At 56.8% G+C, this 21,143-nt stretch carries 19 protein-coding genes; 11 read left to right on the top strand and 8 right to left on the bottom strand.

All coding sequences use genetic code 11. The features are described from left to right. Nucleotides 1-11: 11 nt before the first annotated feature. Nucleotides 12-890 (bottom strand): 4-hydroxy-tetrahydrodipicolinate synthase, encoded by an 879-nt coding sequence (gene dapA, locus AC3WOK_RS07645; RefSeq protein WP_047346710.1) that lies wholly within the window; start codon nucleotides 888-890, stop codon nucleotides 12-14. Nucleotides 891-1,035: 145 nt separating this feature from the next. Between dapA and AC3WOK_RS07640 the strand changes: the two genes are divergently transcribed. Together AC3WOK_RS07640 and bcp are read left to right on the top strand one after the other, a co-directional pair. After that, the gene (locus AC3WOK_RS07640) at nucleotides 1,036-1,605 is read left to right on the top strand and encodes a glycine cleavage system transcriptional repressor (RefSeq protein WP_492354283.1); all 570 of its coding nucleotides are present in this window, start codon (nucleotides 1,036-1,038) and stop codon (nucleotides 1,603-1,605) included. Further along, on the top strand, nucleotides 1,605-2,075 hold the full coding sequence (gene bcp, locus AC3WOK_RS07635) for a thioredoxin-dependent thiol peroxidase (RefSeq protein WP_047346711.1): 471 nt from the start codon (nucleotides 1,605-1,607) through the stop codon (nucleotides 2,073-2,075). Before AC3WOK_RS07640 ends, bcp begins: the two co-directional genes overlap by 1 nt. 95 nt (nucleotides 2,076-2,170) lie before the next feature. Here the strand turns inward: bcp and AC3WOK_RS07630 are convergent, their stop codons facing one another. Next, nucleotides 2,171-3,235: an AI-2E family transporter gene (locus tag AC3WOK_RS07630; protein WP_047346712.1), complete on the bottom strand. Its 1,065-nt coding sequence runs from the start codon at nucleotides 3,233-3,235 to the stop codon at nucleotides 2,171-2,173. 221 nt (nucleotides 3,236-3,456) lie between these two features. Here AC3WOK_RS07630 and bepA point away from each other — a divergent pair, with 221 nt between their 5' ends. Both bepA and arsC read left to right on the top strand, forming a co-directional pair. Continuing rightward, nucleotides 3,457-4,920: a beta-barrel assembly-enhancing protease gene (bepA, locus tag AC3WOK_RS07625; RefSeq protein ID WP_045284557.1), complete on the top strand. Its 1,464-nt coding sequence runs from the start codon at nucleotides 3,457-3,459 to the stop codon at nucleotides 4,918-4,920. Nucleotides 4,921-4,938: 18 nt separating this feature from the next. Then, on the top strand, nucleotides 4,939-5,295 hold the full coding sequence (arsC, locus tag AC3WOK_RS07620; protein WP_063427929.1) for an arsenate reductase (glutaredoxin): 357 nt from the start codon (nucleotides 4,939-4,941) through the stop codon (nucleotides 5,293-5,295). Here arsC and AC3WOK_RS07615 read toward each other — a convergent pair. After that, entirely contained in the window at nucleotides 5,292-6,116 is an 825-nt protein-coding gene (locus AC3WOK_RS07615) for a helix-turn-helix domain-containing protein (protein ID WP_063957747.1), read from the bottom strand. The genes arsC and AC3WOK_RS07615 overlap by 4 nt on opposite strands. Before the next feature lie 147 nt (nucleotides 6,117-6,263). Between AC3WOK_RS07615 and celB the strand changes: the two genes are divergently transcribed. The 3 genes from celB to AC3WOK_RS07600 are packed head-to-tail and all read left to right on the top strand — an operon-like array spanning nucleotide 6,264 to nucleotide 9,961. Then, a complete protein-coding gene (celB, locus tag AC3WOK_RS07610; protein WP_492354282.1) occupies nucleotides 6,264-7,583 on the top strand; it encodes a PTS cellobiose transporter subunit IIC in 1,320 nt (439 codons plus the stop codon). 3 nt (nucleotides 7,584-7,586) lie between these two features. Next, entirely contained in the window at nucleotides 7,587-8,543 is a 957-nt protein-coding gene (locus tag AC3WOK_RS07605; RefSeq protein ID WP_492354281.1) for a glycosylasparaginase, read from the top strand. Further along, nucleotides 8,543-9,961, top strand: a complete 1,419-nt coding sequence (locus AC3WOK_RS07600; RefSeq protein WP_492354514.1) for a leucyl aminopeptidase family protein — start codon at nucleotides 8,543-8,545, stop codon at nucleotides 9,959-9,961. The genes AC3WOK_RS07605 and AC3WOK_RS07600 overlap by 1 nt, the downstream gene beginning before the upstream one ends. A gap of 86 nt (nucleotides 9,962-10,047) precedes the next feature. Here the strand turns inward: AC3WOK_RS07600 and AC3WOK_RS07595 are convergent, their stop codons facing one another. From AC3WOK_RS07595 to bglK, 5 genes are all read right to left on the bottom strand, one after another. Beyond that, the gene (locus AC3WOK_RS07595; RefSeq protein WP_216821201.1) at nucleotides 10,048-10,749 is read right to left on the bottom strand and encodes a DnaA inactivator Hda; all 702 of its coding nucleotides are present in this window, start codon (nucleotides 10,747-10,749) and stop codon (nucleotides 10,048-10,050) included. Nucleotides 10,750-10,844: 95 nt separating this feature from the next. Then, nucleotides 10,845-12,134 carry a uracil permease gene (gene uraA, locus AC3WOK_RS07590; RefSeq protein WP_492354280.1) on the bottom strand — a complete coding sequence of 430 codons (1,290 nt, stop codon included), beginning with the start codon at nucleotides 12,132-12,134 and terminating at the stop codon, nucleotides 10,845-10,847. 86 nt (nucleotides 12,135-12,220) lie between these two features. Then, nucleotides 12,221-12,847 (bottom strand): uracil phosphoribosyltransferase, encoded by a 627-nt coding sequence (upp, locus tag AC3WOK_RS07585; protein WP_008501641.1) that lies wholly within the window; start codon nucleotides 12,845-12,847, stop codon nucleotides 12,221-12,223. Between the two features lie 226 nt (nucleotides 12,848-13,073). Further along, on the bottom strand, nucleotides 13,074-14,504 hold the full coding sequence (locus tag AC3WOK_RS07580) for a 6-phospho-beta-glucosidase (RefSeq protein ID WP_063427921.1): 1,431 nt from the start codon (nucleotides 14,502-14,504) through the stop codon (nucleotides 13,074-13,076). A gap of 10 nt (nucleotides 14,505-14,514) precedes the next feature. Beyond that, complete coding sequence (bglK, locus tag AC3WOK_RS07575; protein WP_063957744.1) at nucleotides 14,515-15,408, bottom strand: beta-glucoside kinase BglK; 894 nt, start codon at nucleotides 15,406-15,408, stop codon at nucleotides 14,515-14,517. Between the two features lie 246 nt (nucleotides 15,409-15,654). Here bglK and purM point away from each other — a divergent pair, with 246 nt between their 5' ends. From purM to ppx, 4 genes are all read left to right on the top strand, one after another. After that, a complete protein-coding gene (gene purM, locus AC3WOK_RS07570; protein ID WP_047346721.1) occupies nucleotides 15,655-16,692 on the top strand; it encodes a phosphoribosylformylglycinamidine cyclo-ligase in 1,038 nt (345 codons plus the stop codon). Further along, a complete protein-coding gene (gene purN, locus AC3WOK_RS07565; RefSeq protein WP_059311976.1) occupies nucleotides 16,689-17,330 on the top strand; it encodes a phosphoribosylglycinamide formyltransferase in 642 nt (213 codons plus the stop codon). Before purM ends, purN begins: the two co-directional genes overlap by 4 nt. 206 nt (nucleotides 17,331-17,536) lie before the next feature. After that, on the top strand, nucleotides 17,537-19,597 hold the full coding sequence (gene ppk1, locus AC3WOK_RS07560) for a polyphosphate kinase 1 (protein ID WP_059311977.1): 2,061 nt from the start codon (nucleotides 17,537-17,539) through the stop codon (nucleotides 19,595-19,597). Nucleotides 19,598-19,600: 3 nt separating this feature from the next. Further along, nucleotides 19,601-21,139, top strand: a complete 1,539-nt coding sequence (ppx, locus tag AC3WOK_RS07555) for an exopolyphosphatase (RefSeq protein WP_059311978.1) — start codon at nucleotides 19,601-19,603, stop codon at nucleotides 21,137-21,139. Nucleotides 21,140-21,143: the final 4 nt, after the last annotated feature.

Below are 21,143 nucleotides of genomic sequence, written 5' to 3'. Positions count from 1 at the left end.
CTCCCTAAACTTTACAGCAAACCGGCATGCTTCAGCGCTGCCTTGACGATGTCACGACCGTGGTCGGTAATCGGTGTCATTGGCAGACGCAGCGTATCGGTTGCTACAAGCCCCAACTCCTTACACGCCCATTTCACTGGGATCGGATTGGGTTCGACAAATAATTTATTGTGCAGCGGCATCAGACGCTGGTTAATGACGCGCGCTTCATCAAAGTGACCGGCTGCGGCCATTTTGCACATTTCAGCCATATCGCGCGCCGCAACGTTTGCCGTTACGGAGATCACGCCATGACCACCGAGCTGCATAAAGTCCAGCGCGGTCGCATCATCACCACTCAACAGGATAAAGTCATCTGAAACCAGCTCTTTGATCTGATGAACGCGGCTTAAGTTCCCTGTCGCCTCTTTAATACCGATAATATTTTTTACTTCCGAGAGACGACCAACGGTTTCCGGCAGCATATCGCAGCCGGTACGGGACGGCACATTATACAGAATTTGTGGCAAGTCAGTATGTTCAGCGATGGCTTTGAAGTGCTGGAACAAACCTTCCTGGGTAGGACGGTTGTAGTAAGGGGTTACCGTCAGACAGCCTACGATGCCGCTGTCGTTAAAACGTTGGGTCAGACTGATAGCTTCTGCGGTCGCATTAGCCCCTGTCCCCGCGATGACCGGAATACGTCCGTCAGCCAGTTCGAGGGTCAGCATAACCACATCGCCGTGCTCTTCGTGGCTCAGCGTTGCAGATTCACCGGTAGTCCCTACCGAAACGATCGCCGAGGTTCCATTGGCGACATGGTAATCAATCAGCTTCTTCATGCTTGACCGGCAGACATTACCTTTTTCATCCATCGGTGTAACAAGCGCGACAATACTTCCCGTGAACATGAGCCATCCTCTGTGCGAACAAGAGCCTCAATGGTACGTTTGGAACTGTAATAAAAGCAAGCGACCTGAGGCCCTCAGGCGGTTGTATGCATGTTTTTTTTATGCTTTCCTTAGGAAGACTTAACCATGCAAAGGAAGAACAGGTTTGACAACCTCATCACAACATTACCTGGTTATCACTGCGCTGGGTGCCGACAGGCCGGGTATCGTGAACACCATCACCCGTCACGTGAGCAGCTGCGGCTGTAATATCGAAGACAGCCGTCTGGCAATGCTGGGCGAAGAGTTCACGTTTATTATGCTGCTTTCCGGAACATGGAATGCCATAACGCTTATCGAATCGACCCTGCCGCTGAAGGGCGCGGAGCTGGATTTGCTGATCGTGATGAAACGGACCACCGCGCGCCCGCGTCCGGCCATGCCCGCTACCGTCTGGGTGCAGGTTGAAGTCCCTGATTCCCCCCATCTGATTGAGCGCTTTACCGCGCTGTTTGACAGCCATCAGATGAACATCGCCGAGCTCGTTTCCCGCACACAGCCGGGCGACGAGAGCACGGTTCCCACGCTCTTTATTCAGATTACCGCGCATTGCCCTGCCTCACAGGATGCGTCAAATATCGAGCAAGCGTTCAAAGCCCTCTGTACAGAATTAAACGCGCAGGGCAGTATAAGCGTCGTCAATTATTCGCAGCACGAACAGGATGGAGTTGAGTAATGAATCCACTGAAAGCCGGTGACATCGCACCGAAATTTAGCTTACCGGATCAAGACGGCGAGCAAGTAAATTTGACCGACTTCCAGGGACAGCGTGTTCTGGTCTATTTCTACCCGAAAGCCATGACCCCCGGCTGCACCGTACAGGCCTGCGGCTTACGCGACAACATGGACGAGTTGAAAAAAGTCGGCGTGGAAGTGCTGGGCATCAGCACGGATAAACCGGAAAAGCTGTCACGATTTGCTGAAAAAGAGCTGCTGAACTTCACGCTGCTTTCTGATGAAGATCATCAGGTGTGCGAACAGTTCGGCATCTGGGGCGAGAAGACGTTTATGGGTAAAACCTACGACGGCATTCACCGCATCAGCTTCCTGATTGACGCTGACGGTAAAATTGAACACGTGTTTGACGACTTCAAAACCAGCAACCACCACGACGTGGTGTTGAACTGGCTGAAAGCAAGCGCCTGATAAACAGCAAAACGGCAACCTGGTTGCCGTTTTTAGTGTTTTCCCCCTCTCCCCGTGGGAGAGGGCCGGGGTGAGGGCATCAGGCCGCACAAAAACTACTTCTCTTCCACCGCCGGCACATCCGGCCACGCGTGGACCACGGCTTTAATCAACGTGGCCAGCGGAATGGCAAAGAACACGCCCCAGAACCCCCACAGCCCGCCGAAAATCACCACGGATAAGATAATCACCAGCGGATGCAAATTCACCGCCTCTGAGAACAGCACCGGTACCAGCAGGTTACCGTCCAGCCCCTGAATAATCAGGTATACCGCGAAGCAGCTCCAGAACTCCGTCCCAAGCCCGAACTGGAACAACGCGACCCCCACAACCGGAATGGTCACCACAAACGCGCCGATGTACGGAATCAGGACCGACAGCCCCACCAGCACCGCCAGCAGCAGCGAGTAGTTCAGGCCGAATATCAGGAAGCCAATCCAGGTGGCTACCCCCACGACAATCATCTCCAGCACCTTGCCGCGAATGTAGTTGGTGATCTGCTGGTTCATCTCTTCCCAGACCTGCCCCGCCAGCCCGCGGTTGCGCGGTAAAACGCGCCGCACGGCGTTGAGCATCTGATCCTTATCTTTTACCAGGAAGAAGACCATCAGCGGAACGAGCACGAGGTAGACGGCCAGGGTAAGCAGCCCCACCAGCGACGCCAGAGAGTATTTCACCACCGAATCGCCCATCGTCATAATGCGGGCGCGCATATTTTCGGCCATCGCGTCGATGATGCCGGCGTCCATTAACGCGGGATAACGGCGCGGCAGCGTGGCGGCAAAATCAGACAGTTTATTCAGCATGCCGGGCATATCGCGAATAAGGTAGATCCCCTGCTGCCAGGCGACGGGCATCACCACAAAGGCCATCAACAGCAGAATGCCGACAAACAGCACCAGCACGATGCTGGTTGCCCAGCGGCGGGAACAGCCAATATGTTCCAGGCGCGCCGTTGGCCACTCCAGCAGGTACGCCAGCACAATCGCCACCAGCAGAGGGGCGAGCAGACCGCTGAAGAAGAACAGAATACCGAACCCGGCAACCAGAATAACCAACAAAGCAATGGCTTCCGGGTCGCTGAACCGACGCCGGTACCACTGCATTAACATTTCGAGCATACAACCCTTCCCTGAATCGAATGGCGGGAGTGAGACGGTGAATTGTATCTAACTGTCACAAAAAAGACTTTCGCTTTTTGTATCGCTGACACAATCCGCAAAAGCCTGATGAATGGGATTTTCTTCATGCGGTAACACGGCTACACTCGCAGGGCAGCAGAGATGAACGATAAGCCGGTTCATCGGTCAAATTAGCACATCCAACATACAGGACAGTGGTTATGTTCAGGCAGTTGAGAAAAACACTGGTTGCAACACTGATTGCCGCAGTGACGGTCGGTCAGGTGTTACCCGCTTTTGCTGACTCGTCCGATTCATTGCCGGACATGGGCACCACGGCAGGAAGCACGCTCTCTATTGGGCAAGAGATGCAAATGGGCGATTACTATGTTCGCCAGCTGCGCGGCAGCGCCCCGCTGATTAACGACCCTTTGCTGGTACAGTACATAAACGGGCTGGGGATGCGTCTGGTGGCGCACGCCGACTCGGTAAAAACGCCCTTCCATTTCTATTTAATTAATAATGACGAAATCAACGCCTTCGCCTTCTTTGGCGGTAACGTGGTGCTGCATTCGGCGTTATTTCGCTATTCCGATAACGAAAGCCAGCTCGCCTCGGTTATGGCGCACGAAATTTCGCACGTCACGCAGCGCCACCTGGCGCGTGCGATGGAAGACCAGAAGCGTAACGCCCCGCTCACCTGGGTGGGTGCCCTGGGCTCTATTCTGTTGGCGATGGCCAGCCCGCAGGCCGGGATGGCCGCCTTAACCGGTACGCTGGCCGGTACGCGTCAGGGGATGATCAGCTTTACCCAGCAAAACGAGCAGGAAGCGGACCGCATCGGCATTCAGGTGCTGCAGCGTTCGGGCTTCGACCCGCAGGCCATGCCGAGCTTCCTGGAAAAACTGCTCGATCAGGCGCGCTATTCCTCCCGCCCGCCGGAAATTCTGCTCACGCACCCGCTACCGGAAAGCCGCCTGTCGGATGCGCGAAACCGTGCCAACCAGATGCGTCCCGTCGTGGTCCAGTCTTCGCAGGATTTCTACATGGCGAAAGTGAGAACGCTCGGGATGTACAATTCCGGGCGTAACCAGCTCACCAGCGACCTGCTGGATGCCCTGGCGAAAGGCAACGTGCGTGAGAAAAACGCCGCGCAGTATGGTCAGGCGCTACAGGCGATGGAAGCCAGCAAATACGACGAGGCGCGTAAGGCGCTGCAGCCGCTTCTGGCTGCAGACCCGAATAACCCGTGGTATCTCGATCTCTCGACGGATATCGATCTGGGGCAGAAAAAACCTGCCGATGCGATTAACCGCCTGAAAGGGGCGAAAGACGTCCGTACCAACCCGGTGCTGCAGCTTAACCTGGCGAATGCTTACTTACAGGGCGGCCAGCCGGGGGAAGCGGCGACCATTCTGAACCGCTACACCTTTAATAATAAAGACGATCAAAACGGCTGGGACCTGCTCGCACAGGCGGAAGCTCAGCTGGGCAACCGCGATCAGGAGCTGGCGGCGCGTGCCGAAGGCTTTGCCCTGGTGGGGCGCCTCGATCAGGCGATTTCCACGCTCAGCAGCGCCAGCGCGCAGGTTAAACTCGGCAGCCTCCAGCAGGCCCGTTATGACGCGCGAATCGACCAGCTGCGCGGCCTGCAGCAGCGCTTTAAGCCGTACGAGAAGATGTAATAAAGGAGAATTCACGTCATGACAGACGCCGTAAAAATCTATCACAACCCTCGCTGCTCCAAGAGCCGCGACACCCTGAGCCTGCTGAAGTCTAACGGCGTTGAGCCGGAGGTGGTGCTTTATCTCGAGACTCCACCCAACGCGCAGACCGTTCGCCAACTGCTGCACATGCTGGGGATGGGCAGTGCAAGAGAGCTGATGCGCAAGAAAGAAGACCTGTATAAGTCGCTTAATCTGGACGACAGCCGTCTCACCGAGACGGAGCTGGTACAGGCGATGGTTGAAAATCCAAAGCTGATTGAGCGACCGATTGTGGTGGCAAACGGCCAGGCACGCATTGGCCGCCCGCCGGAAGACGTGCTTGAGATCCTCTAATCGTTACGCCGCAGCGCTTCGAGAAAGGCCTGCGGCGTACTCTCTCCCAACTTTTTCTGCACCTTTCCCCGGTTGTAAAATTCGCAAAGCTTAATCAACAGCTCGCCTGCCGGCTCGCTGTTCAGGCGTGGAATGATGTCGCATAGCGGCAGAGTAACCTGAATGGCGCGGTATTGCTGCGGGTTCACTTTCACGGCGGCGCCGCCTTCCGGTTGGTTCACCTCTAACCCGAAAGTCTCAACAGATTGAATATCAGCCGGACAGGCTTTCAGCGCGTCGTTCACCCAGCGGGTCAGCAGCGGCGGAGAAATGCCCGCATACAGCCGGGCGTAGCACCAGCCGCTCACGGGTTCACGCGCCCAGAGCAGATGCTGTTCCCCGCCATCGTCCATATGCAGCGACAGAGGCAGATGATGCAGCAGAAGTTTTTGCGGCAAGATGCCCGCCTTCAGCGCCTTTTTCCCCTGCAGCGTCGCGCCCTTTTGCTTTATCGAAGCCGGCTTAAGGTAACGGTTCAGGGTCGCGCGGGAGACGGCGATCCCGAGTCCTTCATTGACCATCAGCAGCAGTTCGTCCAGCGGCGCGCCCGTGACTTCACGTAAAGCATTCACCAGCGCAACCTGTTCCTGTCTCAGTGCCTTGTGTATCACTTTTGGCGTTGTCTGGTTATCCGTAATTTGCTCGCGGTTGCGCCAGCGCCTGACGGTCGTGACGGAGATACCGAGCTCGGTCGCCAGCTCCCTGTCGCTTTTATCGGACTGCTGGAGATAGCGACGAATGCGTGGCGTGGTGGTGGCATTGGCATGCAGTTTAATTTCCATCGCTACAATTCCGTTAACTAATCATATGAGATTTATATAGCACAGGCGGTTGCTTTGTGACCGATTTCACCTTTCGCTCGCCACGCTTCACTGATAATCCACAGACATAACATAAACCGCACCACTCAATCTTGTACGGAGTTCACAATGAACAATGTTCTGGGATTTCTTGAAGCAAAGCTGATGCCGCTGGCGGCCAAAACGGCACAGCAGCGGCATCTCGGGGCCATTCGCGGCGCCTACGTGTCGTTCATGCCTTTTATCATCGTCGGTTCTATTCTGCTGGTGATCTCCTCGTTTCCGAATCAAACCTATCAGCAGTTTATGTCTCAGGCCTTTGGCGCCAGCTGGAGCGCCATCATCGAAATTCCGTTCAACGCCGTGTTCTCGACCATGTCGCTGTTTATCAGCTTCCTGGTGGCTTTCCGCCTGGCCGAACACTACGGCGAAGACCGCATCTCCTGCGGCATTCTGGCGCTGGTCGCGTTTCTGATCCTGACCCCGTTTAACAAAGTGGCGGAAAACGGCGGGATCACCGTGATGCCGGTGGAGTGGATTGGCAGTAAAGGGCTGTTCGTGGCGATGATTGGCTCGCTGCTGTGGACGGAGCTGTTCTGCTGGCTCAAGCGCAAAAATCTGGTCATCAAAATGCCGGACGGCGTGCCGCCAGCAGTGCAGGAGTCTTTTGCGGCGCTGATCCCGGCACTGCTGGTCATGATTCTGGTGCTGATTATCCGCATCGTCTTTGAAAACACCCACTACAACACGATTCATCAGTTTATTTATGAGGTGGTCGCCACACCGGTGCGCCACTACGGCACCTCTTACTTTGGCGCGCTGATGACGGTATTCAGCATCACCATCCTGTGGTCAGTGGGCATTAACTCCGGCTCGATGATCAACGGCATTATTCGTCCCCTGTGGATGGAAAACCAGACCGATAACATCGCGGCCATTCAGGCAGGCGCCACGCCGCCGCACATTATTACGGAACAGTTTTTTGACATGATCTGGATGGGTGGCGCAGGCGCTACGCTGTCGCTGGTCATTGCGATGCTGATTTTCGCCCGCAGTAAAAACATGCGGGAAGTCGCGCGACTGGGCGCAGGGGCGTCGGTGTTTAACATCAACGAACCGATTCTGTTTGGCCTGCCCGTGATCATGAACCCGATCATGCTTATCCCCTTCAACCTTGTCCCGCTGGTGCTGGTCACTGTGCAGTATGCCGCCATGAAAATTGGCGCGGTCGCCGTGACCACCGGGGTCTTTATTCCCTGGACGCTGCCGCCGGTGATCAGCGGTTTCATAGTCACCGGGCATCTCAGCGGTAGCGTGATGCAGCTTATCAACCTGCTGATTGGCGCCATGCTGTATCTGCCTTTTATGCGCATTGTGGACAAGCAGTACCGCGCGGCGGAAGTGGCTACCGCGACGCAAACCGACACGACACTTGCAAAACAGGAGTAAAGCATGTGGGGAATTATCGCCACCTGGCGAATGGCGCTTGAAGGCGTCACGGAGTCGGCGTCTGCGCTGGCTGCGGGAAAACCGGTCTCTGCGGCAGTGGTTGATGCCGTTGCCGCCGTCGAGGACTTTCCATTTTATAAATCCGTCGGCTACGGCGGATTGCCCACCGAAAATGGCGAGGTTGAGCTGGACGCTGCCTACATGGACGGCGACACGCTGGCGTTTGGTGCCGTGGGCAATCTGGTGGATATTGCCAACCCGGCACGCGTGGCGCAGGCGCTTAGCCGCCAGCGCTATAACAGCCTGCTGGTCGGCCAGGGCGCGCGCGAATGGGCGCTGAGCCAGGGCTTTGCCGACAAAACCATGCTCACCGACCGCGCCATGCAGCATTACCGCAAGCGCTGTCGGGAGACGCTGGATAAAGGCTTAAGCCCGTACGACGGCCACGACACCGTCGGCATTATCGGCCTTGATAAACAGGGGTCGATGAGCGTCGCCACCTCCACCAGCGGCCTGTTTATGAAAAAACGCGGCCGACTCGGCGATTCGCCGATTATCGGTTCCGGCTTTTACTGCGACAGCGAAACTGGCGCCGCCACCGCCACGGGCGTGGGGGAAGATTTGATGAAGGGCTGTACCAGCTACGAAATCGTTCGCCGCATGGCGCAGGGCATGACGCCGCAGCAGGCGGCGGATTCAGCGGTTTTCGAGCTGGAAGACAGGCTGATGTCGCGCTTTGGCCGCGTGGGCGATCTCTCCGTGGTGTGCATGAATAACAAAGGCGAGTTCGGCGCGGCGACGAACATCAAAACCTTCTCGTTTGTGGTCGCCACCGCCCACCAGCCGCTTACCGTATTTCGCACCGAGCGCCGGCAGGAGAAAACGCACTATCACGCCGTGGATGACGAATGGATGCAGGCCTACGCCGCGCGGATCCGCGAGCCGATTGAGGAACAATGATGATTACGTATCAGTTCATTACCGCACTTTCAGAGGCAGAACCGCAGAGCCATGTCATCGCCCGCGCCTCCTGTACCCATTTGCCGGACACAGCGCTAGTCGCGGAAATGCGCGCGTCTGACGGCATCGCCGACGCCCGCTTCGGCTGCACCCCGTATGCCCGAATAACCCTGCTGCCCGATGCGCTCTGGCAGGACAGCCTGACCGAAGGGCTGCTCGCGGCGCTGCGCCCGCTGCTGGCCTCTCCCGTCAGCCCTCATGCGGTACTGGACGTCACGAACATCGACGACGTTGTGCTGGTACAGGTGCTGCGTTTTCTCTTTAACCAGGCGTACAGGCTGAGTGATTTGCAGCTGAAGAAAACCGCCAGCGACGTTCGTCTTGAGCAGATTACCGCGCTCTGCCTGCCGGAACAGCGGGACAAGCTGGAAGCTATCTTCCGCCAGCAGCAGGCTATCGCCAGGGGTATGATCTGCGCGCGTCGTCTGGCGGATACCCCCTCCGACCGCTGCACGCCGCAGTTTGTGGTCGAAGAGGCGCAAAAACGGTGTGCCCCCTTCCCCGCCCTGCGGTGCGAGGTGCTCAACGAAACAGACATTGTTGAGCAAGGCCTGGGGCTCCTTCATGCCGTCGGTAAAGGCGCCTCCTGCCCCCCGAGGCTGCTGGCGATTCACTATGACGGTGTTTCTGACGGCCCGGTGCGCTGCTACGTAGGAAAAGGCATTACCTTTGATACCGGGGGCCTGTGGCTAAAGGAAGGCGCAGGCATGTACACCATGAAATACGACATGTGCGGCGCGGCTAACGTGCTGGGATTGATGCTGACCGTCGCAGAGCTTGGCCTTCCCGTTCGCATTATGGGCGTGCTGGCTCTGGCGGAAAACGCCATAGGTCCGGACGCCATGCAGCCCGGCACGGTGGCGAGGGCCTGCAACGGCACTACGGTAGAAATCAATAATACCGATGCCGAAGGCCGGCTGGTGCTGGCGGACGCGATTGCCTGGGCCAGCCAGCGGCATCCGCAGGCGCGCTATATTATTGATATGGCGACGCTAACGGGTGCGGTGGTGAAAGCGCTGGGGTATGAGCTGAGCGGGCTGATGACCCAGGATGAACCGCTGCGCGCGGCGCTGACGCAGGCGGGTAAACGGAGCGGCGACGAAGTGTGGTCCCTGCCGCTGGACGCGCGGCTGAAAAAGCAGACCGACAGCGCCATCGCCGATCTGTGCAACACGCCGACCAACAATGCGGCGATCAGCGCCTCGGCGGCGTGGCTGCTGCATCACTTCTGCCCGCCGACCATTCCGTGGGCCCATCTGGATATCAGCGGAACGGCGCTGTGGCGTGAAAGCGGACGAAGCGTGGCGTCGGGGAGGCCGATTCCGCTGTTGGTGGAGCACCTGATGGACGATCTCTAGCCCGGTGGCGCTACGCTTACCGGGCCTACGAAAACCGCTCGGCCCTTGTAGGCCGGGTAAGGCGCAGCCGCCACCCGGCAAAAAACTCAAAGCTTGAGAATATCTTTCACAAATGGAATGGTCAGCTTGCGCTGGGCGGTAATGGAAGCGCGATCGAGCTGATCGAGCGTGTCAAACAGCGTGCGCATTTCCCGGTCCAGACGCTTGAGCAGGAAGCGGCCCACGTCCTCCGGCAGCTCAAACCCACGCTGCTTTGCGCGAAGCTGTAGCGCCTGAAGCTTATCTTCATCCGACAGTGGCTGGAGCTTATAGATTTGTCCCCAGTCCAGACGAGACGCCAGGTCCGGTAGACCAAGGTTAAGCTGACGCGGCGGGCGATCGCCGGTGATCAGCAGCCGGGTTTTGCCCGATTCCAGAATGCGGTTATAGAGGTTAAAGATCGCCATTTCCCACGGCTCATCCCCCGCCACGCATTCGATATTATCGATGCAGACCAGTGAGAGATGTTCCATTCCCTCCAGCACGTCAGGCACAAACCAGGTACGTTTATCCAGCGGCACATAGCCTACCGCATCACCCCGCGCGGAAAGCTCCGCACAGGCGGCATGCAACAGGTGGCTGCGCCCCGCGCCTTCGCGTGACCAGATATAGATGTATCCGCTGTGATCCTGGCGCAGCACGTTTTGCAGTGCAGCCAGTAAAGAGGGGTTATCACCCGGCCAGAAACTCGCGAAAGTTTCGTCGTCAGGGAGATAGAGTGGCAGAGAGAGCTGTGCCGGTCCGTTCAGAAGTACCTCAACCAGATCTTACATAAAATCGGAACGGAGTTTAACACGGAACCTGCAAGGAGAGAACCGGGCGATCCTTCACCCGGCTAATACGATCAGTGTGACGCTTTTTCGCTGTCGTCAACGTCCAGTATCTCTTCTTCTGGGCGGATCACAGAGATCAGCTTGAAGATAAGGCTCAGGCCCACGCCCACGATGGTCGCCAGCGCCATGCCTTTCAGCTCGGCCGCGCCGATGTGTACCTTCGCACCGCTCACGCCGATGATCAGGATAACCGAGGTCAGGATCAGGTTCTGCGCCTTGCTGTAATCCACTTTGGATTCAATCAGCACGCGAATACCGGAGGCACCGATCACGCCGTACAGCAGCAGAGAAACGCCGCCCATTACCGGTACCGGAATGATCTGAATCGCTGCCGCCAGCTTGCCCACGCAGGAGAGCAGAATGGCGATGATTGCCGCCCCGCCGATAACCCAGGTACTGTAGACGCGGGTAATGGCCATCACGCCGATGTTCTCACCGTAGGTGGTATTTGGCGTGGAGCCAAAGAACCCGGAGATAATGGTCGAGAAGCCGTTGGCAAACATGGAACGATGCAGACCCGGGTCGCGGATTAAATCGCGCTTGACGATATTCGCCGTCACCACAAGGTGGCCGACGTGTTCTGCAATCACCACCAGCGCCGCAGGCAGAATGGTGAAGATAGCAAACCATTCGAAGCGTGGCGTATAGAAGGTTGGCAGCGCGAACCAGTGCGCCTGAGCGATTGGAGTGGTATCCACCACGCCCATTGCGAAGGAGAGCGCATAGCCTGCCAGCACGCCGATCAGGATCGGGATAATCGCCATGAAGCCGCGGAACAGCACGGAGCCAAACACCGTTACGCCCAGCGTCACCAGCGAGATGATAATGGTTTTGGTATCCGGTGACTGACCGTCAGCAGGCAGCAGACCGGCCATATTCGCCGCCACGCCCGCCAGCTCCAGACCGATGACCGCAACGATGGCACCCATCGCAGCAGGCGGGAACATGACGTCCAGCCAGCCGGTACCGGCTTTCTTCACAATGAAGGACACCACGCAGAACAGGACGCCACACATGATAAACCCGCCCAGCGCCACTTCATAACCCAACGGCAGCAGCAGCAGAACCGGCGAGATAAACGCGAAGCTCGACCCCAGATACGCCGGAATCTTGCCTTTACAGATAAAGAGGTACAGCAGCGTACCGATACCGTTAAACAGCAGCACGGTAGCCGGGTTAATGTGAAACAGGATTGGCACCAGCACGGTTGCGCCAAACATGGCGAACAGGTGCTGCAAACTAAGCGGGATAGTCTGTAAAAGCGGCGGTCTTTCACTCACCCCGATAGCACGGCGCGTCATAGTGTTTTCCTCTGAGATGGTTAGTTATGTGTGTTTTATTCAAAAAAAAGCCGACTATCAAAGTCGGCTTATTTATCGTTATTCGATTATTTCGTACCAAAGATCTTATCGCCAGCATCGCCCAGCCCCGGGATGATGTACCCGTGCTCGTTCAGCCCCTGGTCGATAGATGCGGTATACAGCTCAACGTCCGGGTGCGCTTTTTCCAGCGCCGCGATCCCTTCCGGTGCCGCAACCAGCACCAGCACCTTAATGCTGCTGCAGCCCGCTTTTTTCAGCAGGTCGATGGTAGCGATCATTGAACCGCCGGTCGCCAGCATCGGGTCAACCACCAGCGCCATACGCTCGTCGATGTTAGACACCAGCTTCTGGAAGTAAGGAACCGGCTCAAGGGTTTCTTCGTTACGGTAGATCCCCACCACGCTGATACGCGCGCTTGGCACATGCTCAAGCACGCCTTCCATCATGCCGAGACCGGCACGCAGGATTGGCACAACGGTAATTTTCTTCCCTTTGATCTGCTCAACCTGCACCGGGCCGTTCCAGCCTTCGATGGTGACTTTTTCTGTTTCCAGATCGGAGGTCGCTTCGTAGGTCAGCAGGCTGCCGACTTCAGAGGCCAGTTCGCGAAAACGCTTCGTGCTGATGTCATGCTCACGCATCAGGCCCAACTTGTGTTTAACGAGTGGGTGTTTCACTTCCACAATCTTCATTCTCTTTCTCCTCTGAGGTGGCATCCGCAAAAAAATCGCGGGATTATACCGCTTTTTTCGGATTAGGCCATACCCATCTTGCTTGACGTATATCAAGCAAAGTGATTTAGAGACAAAAAAACCGGAGGCGAAACTCCGGCTTGGGTGCGGGGTTCTGCCGGGTGGCGCTAACGCTTACCCGGCCTACACGTCCCGTAGGCCCGGTAAGCGCAGCGCCACCGGGCAATTATAGCTGCTCGCCGTTGCTCGCAATCACCTGCTTATACCAGTCGAACGACTTTTTCTTGCTGCGGTTCAGCGTGCCGTTACCTTCATTGTCTTTATCGACAAAGATAAAGCCGTAGCGCTTTTTCATTTCGCCCGTTCCGGCAGACACCAGGTCGATGCAGCCCCACGGGGTGTAGCCCATCAGATCCACGCCATCTTCCACCACCGCTTTTTTCATCTCGCGGATGTGTGCGGCCAGGTAATCAATACGGTACTGATCGTTCACGGTGCCGTCGCTCTCCTGCACGTCGATAGCGCCAAAGCCGTTCTCAACGATGAACAGCGGCAGCTGGTAGTGATCCCAGAACCAGTTCAGGGAGTAGCGCAGCCCTACCGGGTCAATCTGCCAGCCCCAGTCGGATTTCTGCACGTACGGGTTAGAGACCAGGCTCTTGCTCTCGTCGTAGTCCAGCTGCGGATTATCCGCCGTCGCTTTGGTGGCGAAAGACATGTAATAGCTGAATCCGATGTAGTCCACGCAGCCCTGCGTCAGCGCCGCTTTATCTTCTTCGGTAATATCCAGCGCAAATCCACGACGCTCAAAGTAGTTGAGCAGGTGCTGCGGGTACCTGCCGCGCACGTGCACGTCGGTGAACCAGTAGCGGCGGTGCATGGCGTTCATCGCCATCATCATATCGTCAGGCGCGCAGGTCAGCGGATAGATAGGACACATGGCAATCATGCAGCCGATCTGCAGCGACGGATTAATCTCGCGCCCCGCCTTCACCGCCAGGGCGCTCGCCACCAGCTCATAGTGCGCGGCCTGGAACATCACCGGCTCGCGGTCTTCGCCCGGCTCATACTTCAGCCCGGAATTGGTAAACGGCGCAAAGTCTTCGTGGAAGTTGGCCTGGTTGTTGATCTCGTTGAAGGTCATCCAGTACTTCACTTTATGCTGGTAGCGCTGGAAAACGACGTGTGCGAAGCGAACAAAGAAGTCGATCAGCTTGCGGTTGCGCCATCCGCCGTACTCCGTGACCAGATGGAAAGGCATTTCGAAGTGAGAGAGCGTGATAACCGGCTCGATGCCGTATTTCAGGCATTCGTCGAACAGATCGTCATAGAACTTCAGACCCGCCTCGTTAGGCTCCCGCTCGTCCCCTTTGGGGAAAATACGCGTCCAGGCAATAGAGGTACGGAAGCATTTGAACCCCATCTCGGCAAAGAGCCTGATGTCTTCCTTATAGCGATGGTAGAAATCGATGGCTTCGTGGTTCGGGTAGTTTTTCCCGGGCAGCACGCCGTTGGTGATTTCACGCGGTACGCCGTGCGCGCCGGCGGTCATGACGTCGGCGACGCTCACCCCTTTGCCGCCCTCTTTCCAGCCGCCTTCCAGCTGATGCGCGGCAACCGCGCCGCCCCATAGAAAACCTGCTTTAAATCCTGACATACTCTTTCCCTCATTCGATGTTGCGGATTGCTGACGGATACTGCTGTCTGAAGTGGTAAACCGCGCCAATTAACCCGGCGCGGTTGCCGTGGCTGACAACATCGGCGATATCCGCGATGCCAAACCACGCGAGATGGGTGCGGAGCAAATCCATAAAACCGGGCCGCTCCGCAATTCCGCCGCCAATGAAAATGGTCTGCGGATCGAAAACATTCGCCAGGTTATAAAGACCTGTCGCAATGCCGTTAAGAAAATCATCCACCAGGCGACGGCACGCGGCGTCGCCTGCGTCATAACCGTCAAAAATGGCTTCTCCGGTCACGTCATCCAGCGCCAGCCCGTGACAATCGGCGTAACGCTTGCGCAGGGTGCGTAACGTGCAGTTTTCATTCATGGAGTGGCGGACAACGCGTCTTGAGTCCGCCCTTTCCGTGAGCATGTAGCCGAATTCCCCGGCGCGAAAACGCGCCCCGTGAACCAGCTTGCCATTGCAGAAAATCGCCCCGCCGATCCCGGTGCCGATAGTCAGCACCAGAAAGTTGTCGATATCCGTCGCCTTGCCCTGCCAGCGCTCCGCCAGCAGCACGCAGTTAGCGTCATTCTCGACAGTGACCGGTAATCCCGTCTGCGCCTCAAGCCAGGCTTTCATCGCGAATTGATCGAAGCGGCGAATCGCCCCGCCCATCTCGATAAACCCGGTATGCGGATTCACATACCCCGGCGCGCTGACGGCGATCCCCGCAAGCCCGGGATGCGCCGCCACCCAGTTCAGCATCTGCGAAAGGATGGCCTCGCCGTCGCTGTTCTTAATGGCGGCCTTATCCCTCTGCAGCAGCGCTCCCTGCCCCGTCGCGATACCCATTTTTAATGCAGTGCCACCAATATCAAATGCGGCGATGTTCATGCCTTCATCCCTCCTGAATGAAACTGAAACCGGTTTCAGTTTATGATGTTCATTCCGCAAACCGCTTGCAAGCAGATCGCCGAAACCGGTTTCATTTTCGTGAACGGAATCAAGTTTGCGCGCAGTCCGGGACGCAACAGAAAAAAAAATCCTCTCGCCGAGAATAGGCTCGCAAACGTTTGCCTGGACTGTTAGAATTGCGCCGATTTTTCTTACTAGCTATGCAATCGCGTGGGGACTTGAGCCGTGACCAACAAAACTTCTCTCAGCTACAAAGATGCCGGTGTTGATATTGACGCAGGTAATGCGCTGGTTGACCGAATCAAAGGTGTGGTGAAAAAAACCCGCCGCCCGGAAGTGATGGGTGGTCTGGGTGGATTCGGCGCACTGTGCGCGCTGCCGCAAAAATATCGTGAACCTGTTCTGGTCTCGGGTACTGACGGTGTAGGCACAAAGCTGCGCCTGGCGATGGATTTAAAACGTCACGACACGATCGGTATCGATCTGGTCGCGATGTGCGTAAACGACCTGGTGGTTCAGGGTGCAGAGCCGCTGTTCTTCCTCGACTATTACGCGACCGGCAAACTGGACGTGGATACCGCAGCCAGCGTGATTAGCGGCATCGCCGAAGGCTGCCTGCAGTCAGGCTGTGCGCTGGTCGGCGGCGAAACCGCGGAAATGCCGGGCATGTACCACGGTGAAGATTATGACGTCGCAGGCTTCTGCGTCGGCGTGGTAGAAAAATCAGAAATTATCGACGGCAGCAAAGTGGCCGATGGCGACGTGCTGATCGCCCTGGCCTCCAGCGGCCCGCACTCTAACGGCTACTCTCTGGTGCGTAAAATCCTTGAGGTGAGCGGCTGCGACCCACTGACCACCGAGCTTGAAGGTAAACCGCTGGCCGACCATCTGCTGGCGCCGACACGCATCTACGTGAAAAACGTGCTTGAGCTTATCGAGAACGTCGACGTTCACGCTATCGCTCACCTGACCGGCGGCGGCTTCTGGGAAAACATTCCGCGCGTGCTGCCGGATAACACGCAGGCGGTGATCGACGAATCGTCATGGCAGTGGCCAGCCGTCTTCAACTGGCTGCAGACCGCAGGCAACGTGAGCTCTCACGAAATGTATCGCACCTTTAACTGCGGCGTAGGTATGGTTATCGCCCTGCCGGCAAGCGAAGCGGATAAAGCGGTTAAGCTGCTGACAGAGAAAGGTGAAAACGCGTGGAAAATCGGTACGATTAAAGCTTCCGATTCCGAACAGCGTGTGGTCATTGAATGAAAAACATCGTGGTGCTCATTTCCGGCAACGGAAGCAATTTGCAGGCGATAATTGACGCCTGCAAACAGAAGAAAATCAACGGCACCATTCGGGCAGTATTCAGCAACAAGGCCGATGCGTTCGGCCTTGAGCGCGCGCGGGAAGCGAATATTCCCGCGCACGCGCTGGAAGCCAGCCAGTTTGCCGGTCGCGAAGCCTTTGACCGCGAGCTGGTTCAGGAGATTGATGCCTACGCCCCTGACGTCGTGGTGCTGGCAGGGTATATGCGTATTCTGAGCCCGGCTTTTGTCGCGCATTACGCAGGCCGTCTGCTGAATATTCACCCTTCGCTTCTGCCGAAATATCCCGGCCTGCACACCCATCGTCAGGTTCTGGAAAACGGCGATGAAGAGCATGGCACCTCCGTGCATTTCGTTACTGACGAACTGGACGGCGGTCCGGTGATCCTGCAGGCGAAAGTCCCGGTCTTTGACGGCGACAGCGAAGAAGAGGTGACTGAACGCGTGCAGAGCCAGGAGCATGCCATTTACCCGCTGGTGGTCAGCTGGTTTGTTGACGGGCGTCTGGCAATGCGCGACGGCGCAGCCTGGCTGGACGGCGTGAAGTTACCCCCACAGGGTTATGCGGCGGAAGAGTAGTTGGATATGTCGGGTAGCGCTGCCACGCTTACCCGACCTGTACATTGCATTACCCGATATTCCCTTCTCCAACCTTCTAAAATCCCCAACAAAAAAATAACTGTCATACTTTTCTGGCACTGTTGGACATATCGTGGAAATGCTCGCCATAATAAGGACGAGACGGATTTACCACGTCCTGTGATTGAACTGGAGTGTGAGCTGTAATGGGTCAGGAAAAGTTATATATCGAGAAAGAGCTAAGCTGGTTAGCATTCAACGAACGTGTACTCCAGGAAGCGGCTGACAAAAGTAACCCGCTGATCGAGCGCATGCGTTTTTTGGGCATTTATTCCAACAACCTGGATGAGTTCTATAAGGTTCGCTTTGCCGAGCTGAAAAGGCGCATCATCATTAGCGAAGAACAGGGCTTAAACTCTCACTCGCGTCATCTGCTGGGCAAAATCCAGTCTCGCGTGCTGAAAGCCGATCAGGAATTTGACGGCCTGTATAACGAACTCCTGCTGGAAATGGCGCGTAATCAAATCTTCCTGATTAACGAACGCCAGCTTTCCGTTAACCAGCAAAACTGGCTGCGCCACTACTTCAAACACTATCTGCGCCAGCACATTACCCCGATTCTGATCAACCGCGAAACCGATCTGGTGCAGTTCCTGAAAGATGACTACACCTACCTGGCGGTGGAGATCATTCGCGGTGAGTCTATCCGTTACGCGCTGCTGGAGATCCCGTCCGACAAGGTGCCACGCTTTGTGAACCTGCCGCCGGAAACCCCGCGCCGACGCAAGCCAATGATCCTGCTGGATAACATCCTGCGCTACTGCCTGGACGACATTTTTAAAGGCTTCTTCGATTACGATGCGTTAAACGCCTACTCGATGAAGATGACCCGTGACGCCGAATATGACCTGGTGCACGAGATGGAAGCCAGCCTGATGGAGCTGATGTCCTCCAGCCTCAAACAGCGCCTGACGGCCGAGCCGGTGCGCTTTGTTTATCAGCGCGATATGCCGGACGCCATGGTGGAAATGCTGCGCGAGAAGCTGACCATTTCGCGCTATGACTCCATCGTGCCGGGTGGCCGCTACCACAACTTTAAAGACTTTATTGGCTTCCCGAACGTCGGCAAAGCCAATCTGGTCAACAAGCCGCTGCCGCGCCTGCGCCATCTGTGGTTTGATAAATTCCGCAACGGGTTCGACGCCATTCGCGAACGCGATGTCCTGCTCTACTATCCGTACCACACGTTCGAGCACGTGCTGGAACTGCTGCGTCAGGCCTCTTTCGACCCGAGCGTCCTGGCGATCAAAATCAACATCTACCGCGTGGCAAAAGATTCCCGCATCATCGATGCGATGATCCATGCGGCGCACAACGCCAAAAAAGTCACCGTGGTGGTTGAGCTGCAGGCACGCTTCGACGAAGAGGCGAATATTCACTGGGCGCGCCGTCTGACGGAAGCGGGCGTTCACGTTATCTTCTCCGCGCCGGGGCTGAAAATTCACGCCAAACTGTTCCTGATCTCCCGTAAAGAGGGCGACGATGTCGTGCGTTATGCCCACATCGGTACCGGGAACTTTAACGAGAAAACCGCGCGAATTTATACCGACTACTCGCTGCTGACCGCGGATGCCCGCATCACGAACGAGGTGCGTCGCGTATTTAACTTTATTGAGAACCCGTACCGGCCGGTGAGCTTCGATTATCTGCTGGTGTCGCCGCAGAACTCGCGCCGCCTGTTGTACGATATGATCGATAAAGAGATCGCCAATGCCCAGAAAGGGCTGTCGTCCGGCATCACGCTGAAGCTCAATAACCTGGTCGACAAAGGGCTGGTGGACAGGCTGTACGCGGCGTCCAGCTCCGGCGTGCCGGTTAACCTGCTGATCCGCGGCATGTGCTCCCTGATCCCGGAACTGGAAGGCATCAGCGACAATATTCGCGTGATCAGCATTGTTGACCGTTACCTGGAACACGATCGGGTCTATATTTTTGATAATGCGGGTGATAAACAGGTCTATCTCTCTTCTGCAGACTGGATGACGCGCAATATTGACTACCGAATTGAAGTCGCGACGCCGCTGCTGGATCCGCGTCTGAAGCAGCAGATCCTCGACATCATCGAGATTCTGTTCAGCGATACCGTGAAAGCACGCTATATCGACAAAGAACTCAGTAACCGCTACGTACCGCGCGGCAACCGTCGTAAAGTGCGGTCGCAACTGGCGATTTACGACTATATCAAATCACTCGAGCAACCCGATTAACCTATGCCGATAAATGATAAGACCCCACGCCCGCAGGAATTCGCCGCGGTCGATCTTGGCTCTAACAGTTTCCACATGGTCATCGCCCGTGAGGTGGATGGCGCGCTGCAGATCATTGGTCGTCTGAAGCAGCGCGTGCACCTGGCGGATGGCCTTGACGAGCGCAGCATGCTTAGCGAAGAGGCAATGGAGCGTGGGTTAAACTGCCTGTCGCTGTTTGCCGAACGTCTGCAGGGCTTCTCGCCCTCCAGCGTATGCATCGTGGGCACCCACACCCTGCGCCAGGCGCTGAACGCGCCAGAGTTCCTCAAGCGGGCCGAAAAAGTGATCCCCTACCCGATTGAGATCATCTCCGGCAACGAAGAGGCGCGTCTGATTTTCATGGGCGTTGAACACACCCAGCCGGAAAAAGGGCGCAAGCTGGTTATCGACATCGGCGGCGGCTCTACGGAGCTGGTGATCGGCGAAGACTTTGAGCCGCGCCTGGTGGAAAGCCGCCGTATGGGCTGCGTCAGCTTCGCGCAGATGTATTTCCCGGGCGGCACCATCACCCGTGAAAATTTCCAGCGCGCGCGTATGGCCGCTGTCCAGAAGCTGGAAAACCTGGCCTGGCAGTACCGTATTCAGGGCTGGAACGTCGCGCTGGGCGCGTCAGGCACCATCAAAGCGGCGCATGAAGTGCTGCTGGCGATGGGCGAAAAAGACGGGTTTATCACGCCCGAGCGCCTGACGCTGCTTACCGAAGAAGTGCTGAAACATAAAAGCTTCGACGCCCTAAGCCTGCCGGGCCTTTCCGACGAGCGCAAAGCGGTCTTCGTGCCGGGTCTGGCTATCCTCTGCGGCGTGTTTGATGCGCTGGCCATTAAAGAGCTGCGTCTTTCTGACGGCGCGCTGCGTGAAGGTGTGCTGTATGAGATGGAAGGCCGCTTCCGCCATCAGGATATCCGCAGCCGCACCGCACAAAGCCTGGCAAACCAGTACAACATCGACCGTGAACAGGCAAAGCGCGTGCTGGAAACGACCGTTCAGATGTACGATCAGTGGCAGGAGCAGAACCCTAAGCTGGCCCATCCGCAGCTTGCCGCCCTGCTGAAATGGGCCGCGATGCTCCACGAAGTGGGACTGAACATTAACCACAGCGGGATGCACCGCCATTCGGCCTATATTCTGCAAAACAGCGATCTGCCCGGCTTCAACCAGGAGCAGCAAACCATGATGGCAACCCTGGTGCGCTATCACCGTAAAGCCATCAAGCTCGACGATCTGCCGCGCTTCACGCTGTTCAAGAAGAAGCAGTTCCTGCCGATGATTCAGCTGCTGCGCCTGGGCGTGCTGCTCAACAACCAGCGTCAGGCCACCACCACGCCGCCAACGCTGAAGCTGAAAACCGACGACCATCACTGGACGCTGAGCTTCCCGCACGACTGGTTTAGCCAGAACGCGCTGGTCCTGCTGGACCTGGAAAAAGAGCAGCAGTACTGGGAAGCGGTCACCGGCTGGCTGCTCAAAATCGAAGAAGAGAGCGCCGACGTCGCCGCGTAACGGC

This window comes from Enterobacter sp. FW301-JW81, assembly GCF_058788735.1.
The sequence above is the reverse complement of the archived record's forward strand: the minus strand, read 5'-3'. Positions and strand labels throughout refer to the sequence as shown.

What these genes read in the sequence shown, in the direction of transcription:
- bglK (WP_063957744.1), bottom strand. Translation starts at nt 15,408, where the DNA reads ATGAACATCGCCGCATTTGATATTGGTGGCACTGCATTAAAAATGGGT.
- AC3WOK_RS07615 (WP_063957747.1), bottom strand. Translation starts at nt 6,116, where the DNA reads ATGGAAATTAAACTGCATGCCAATGCCACCACCACGCCACGCATTCGT.
- ppx (WP_059311978.1), top strand. Translation starts at nt 19,601, where the DNA reads ATGCCGATAAATGATAAGACCCCACGCCCGCAGGAATTCGCCGCGGTC.
- AC3WOK_RS07600 (WP_492354514.1), top strand. Translation starts at nt 8,543, where the DNA reads ATGATTACGTATCAGTTCATTACCGCACTTTCAGAGGCAGAACCGCAG.
- bepA (WP_045284557.1), top strand. Translation starts at nt 3,457, where the DNA reads ATGTTCAGGCAGTTGAGAAAAACACTGGTTGCAACACTGATTGCCGCA.
- upp (WP_008501641.1), bottom strand. Translation starts at nt 12,847, where the DNA reads ATGAAGATTGTGGAAGTGAAACACCCACTCGTTAAACACAAGTTGGGC.
- dapA (WP_047346710.1), bottom strand. Translation starts at nt 890, where the DNA reads ATGTTCACGGGAAGTATTGTCGCGCTTGTTACACCGATGGATGAAAAA.
- uraA (WP_492354280.1), bottom strand. Translation starts at nt 12,134, where the DNA reads ATGACGCGCCGTGCTATCGGGGTGAGTGAAAGACCGCCGCTTTTACAG.
- ppk1 (WP_059311977.1), top strand. Translation starts at nt 17,537, where the DNA reads ATGGGTCAGGAAAAGTTATATATCGAGAAAGAGCTAAGCTGGTTAGCA.
- bcp (WP_047346711.1), top strand. Translation starts at nt 1,605, where the DNA reads ATGAATCCACTGAAAGCCGGTGACATCGCACCGAAATTTAGCTTACCG.
- arsC (WP_063427929.1), top strand. Translation starts at nt 4,939, where the DNA reads ATGACAGACGCCGTAAAAATCTATCACAACCCTCGCTGCTCCAAGAGC.
- celB (WP_492354282.1), top strand. Translation starts at nt 6,264, where the DNA reads ATGAACAATGTTCTGGGATTTCTTGAAGCAAAGCTGATGCCGCTGGCG.
- AC3WOK_RS07580 (WP_063427921.1), bottom strand. Translation starts at nt 14,504, where the DNA reads ATGTCAGGATTTAAAGCAGGTTTTCTATGGGGCGGCGCGGTTGCCGCG.
- purN (WP_059311976.1), top strand. Translation starts at nt 16,689, where the DNA reads ATGAAAAACATCGTGGTGCTCATTTCCGGCAACGGAAGCAATTTGCAG.
- AC3WOK_RS07605 (WP_492354281.1), top strand. Translation starts at nt 7,587, where the DNA reads ATGTGGGGAATTATCGCCACCTGGCGAATGGCGCTTGAAGGCGTCACG.
- AC3WOK_RS07630 (WP_047346712.1), bottom strand. Translation starts at nt 3,235, where the DNA reads ATGCTCGAAATGTTAATGCAGTGGTACCGGCGTCGGTTCAGCGACCCG.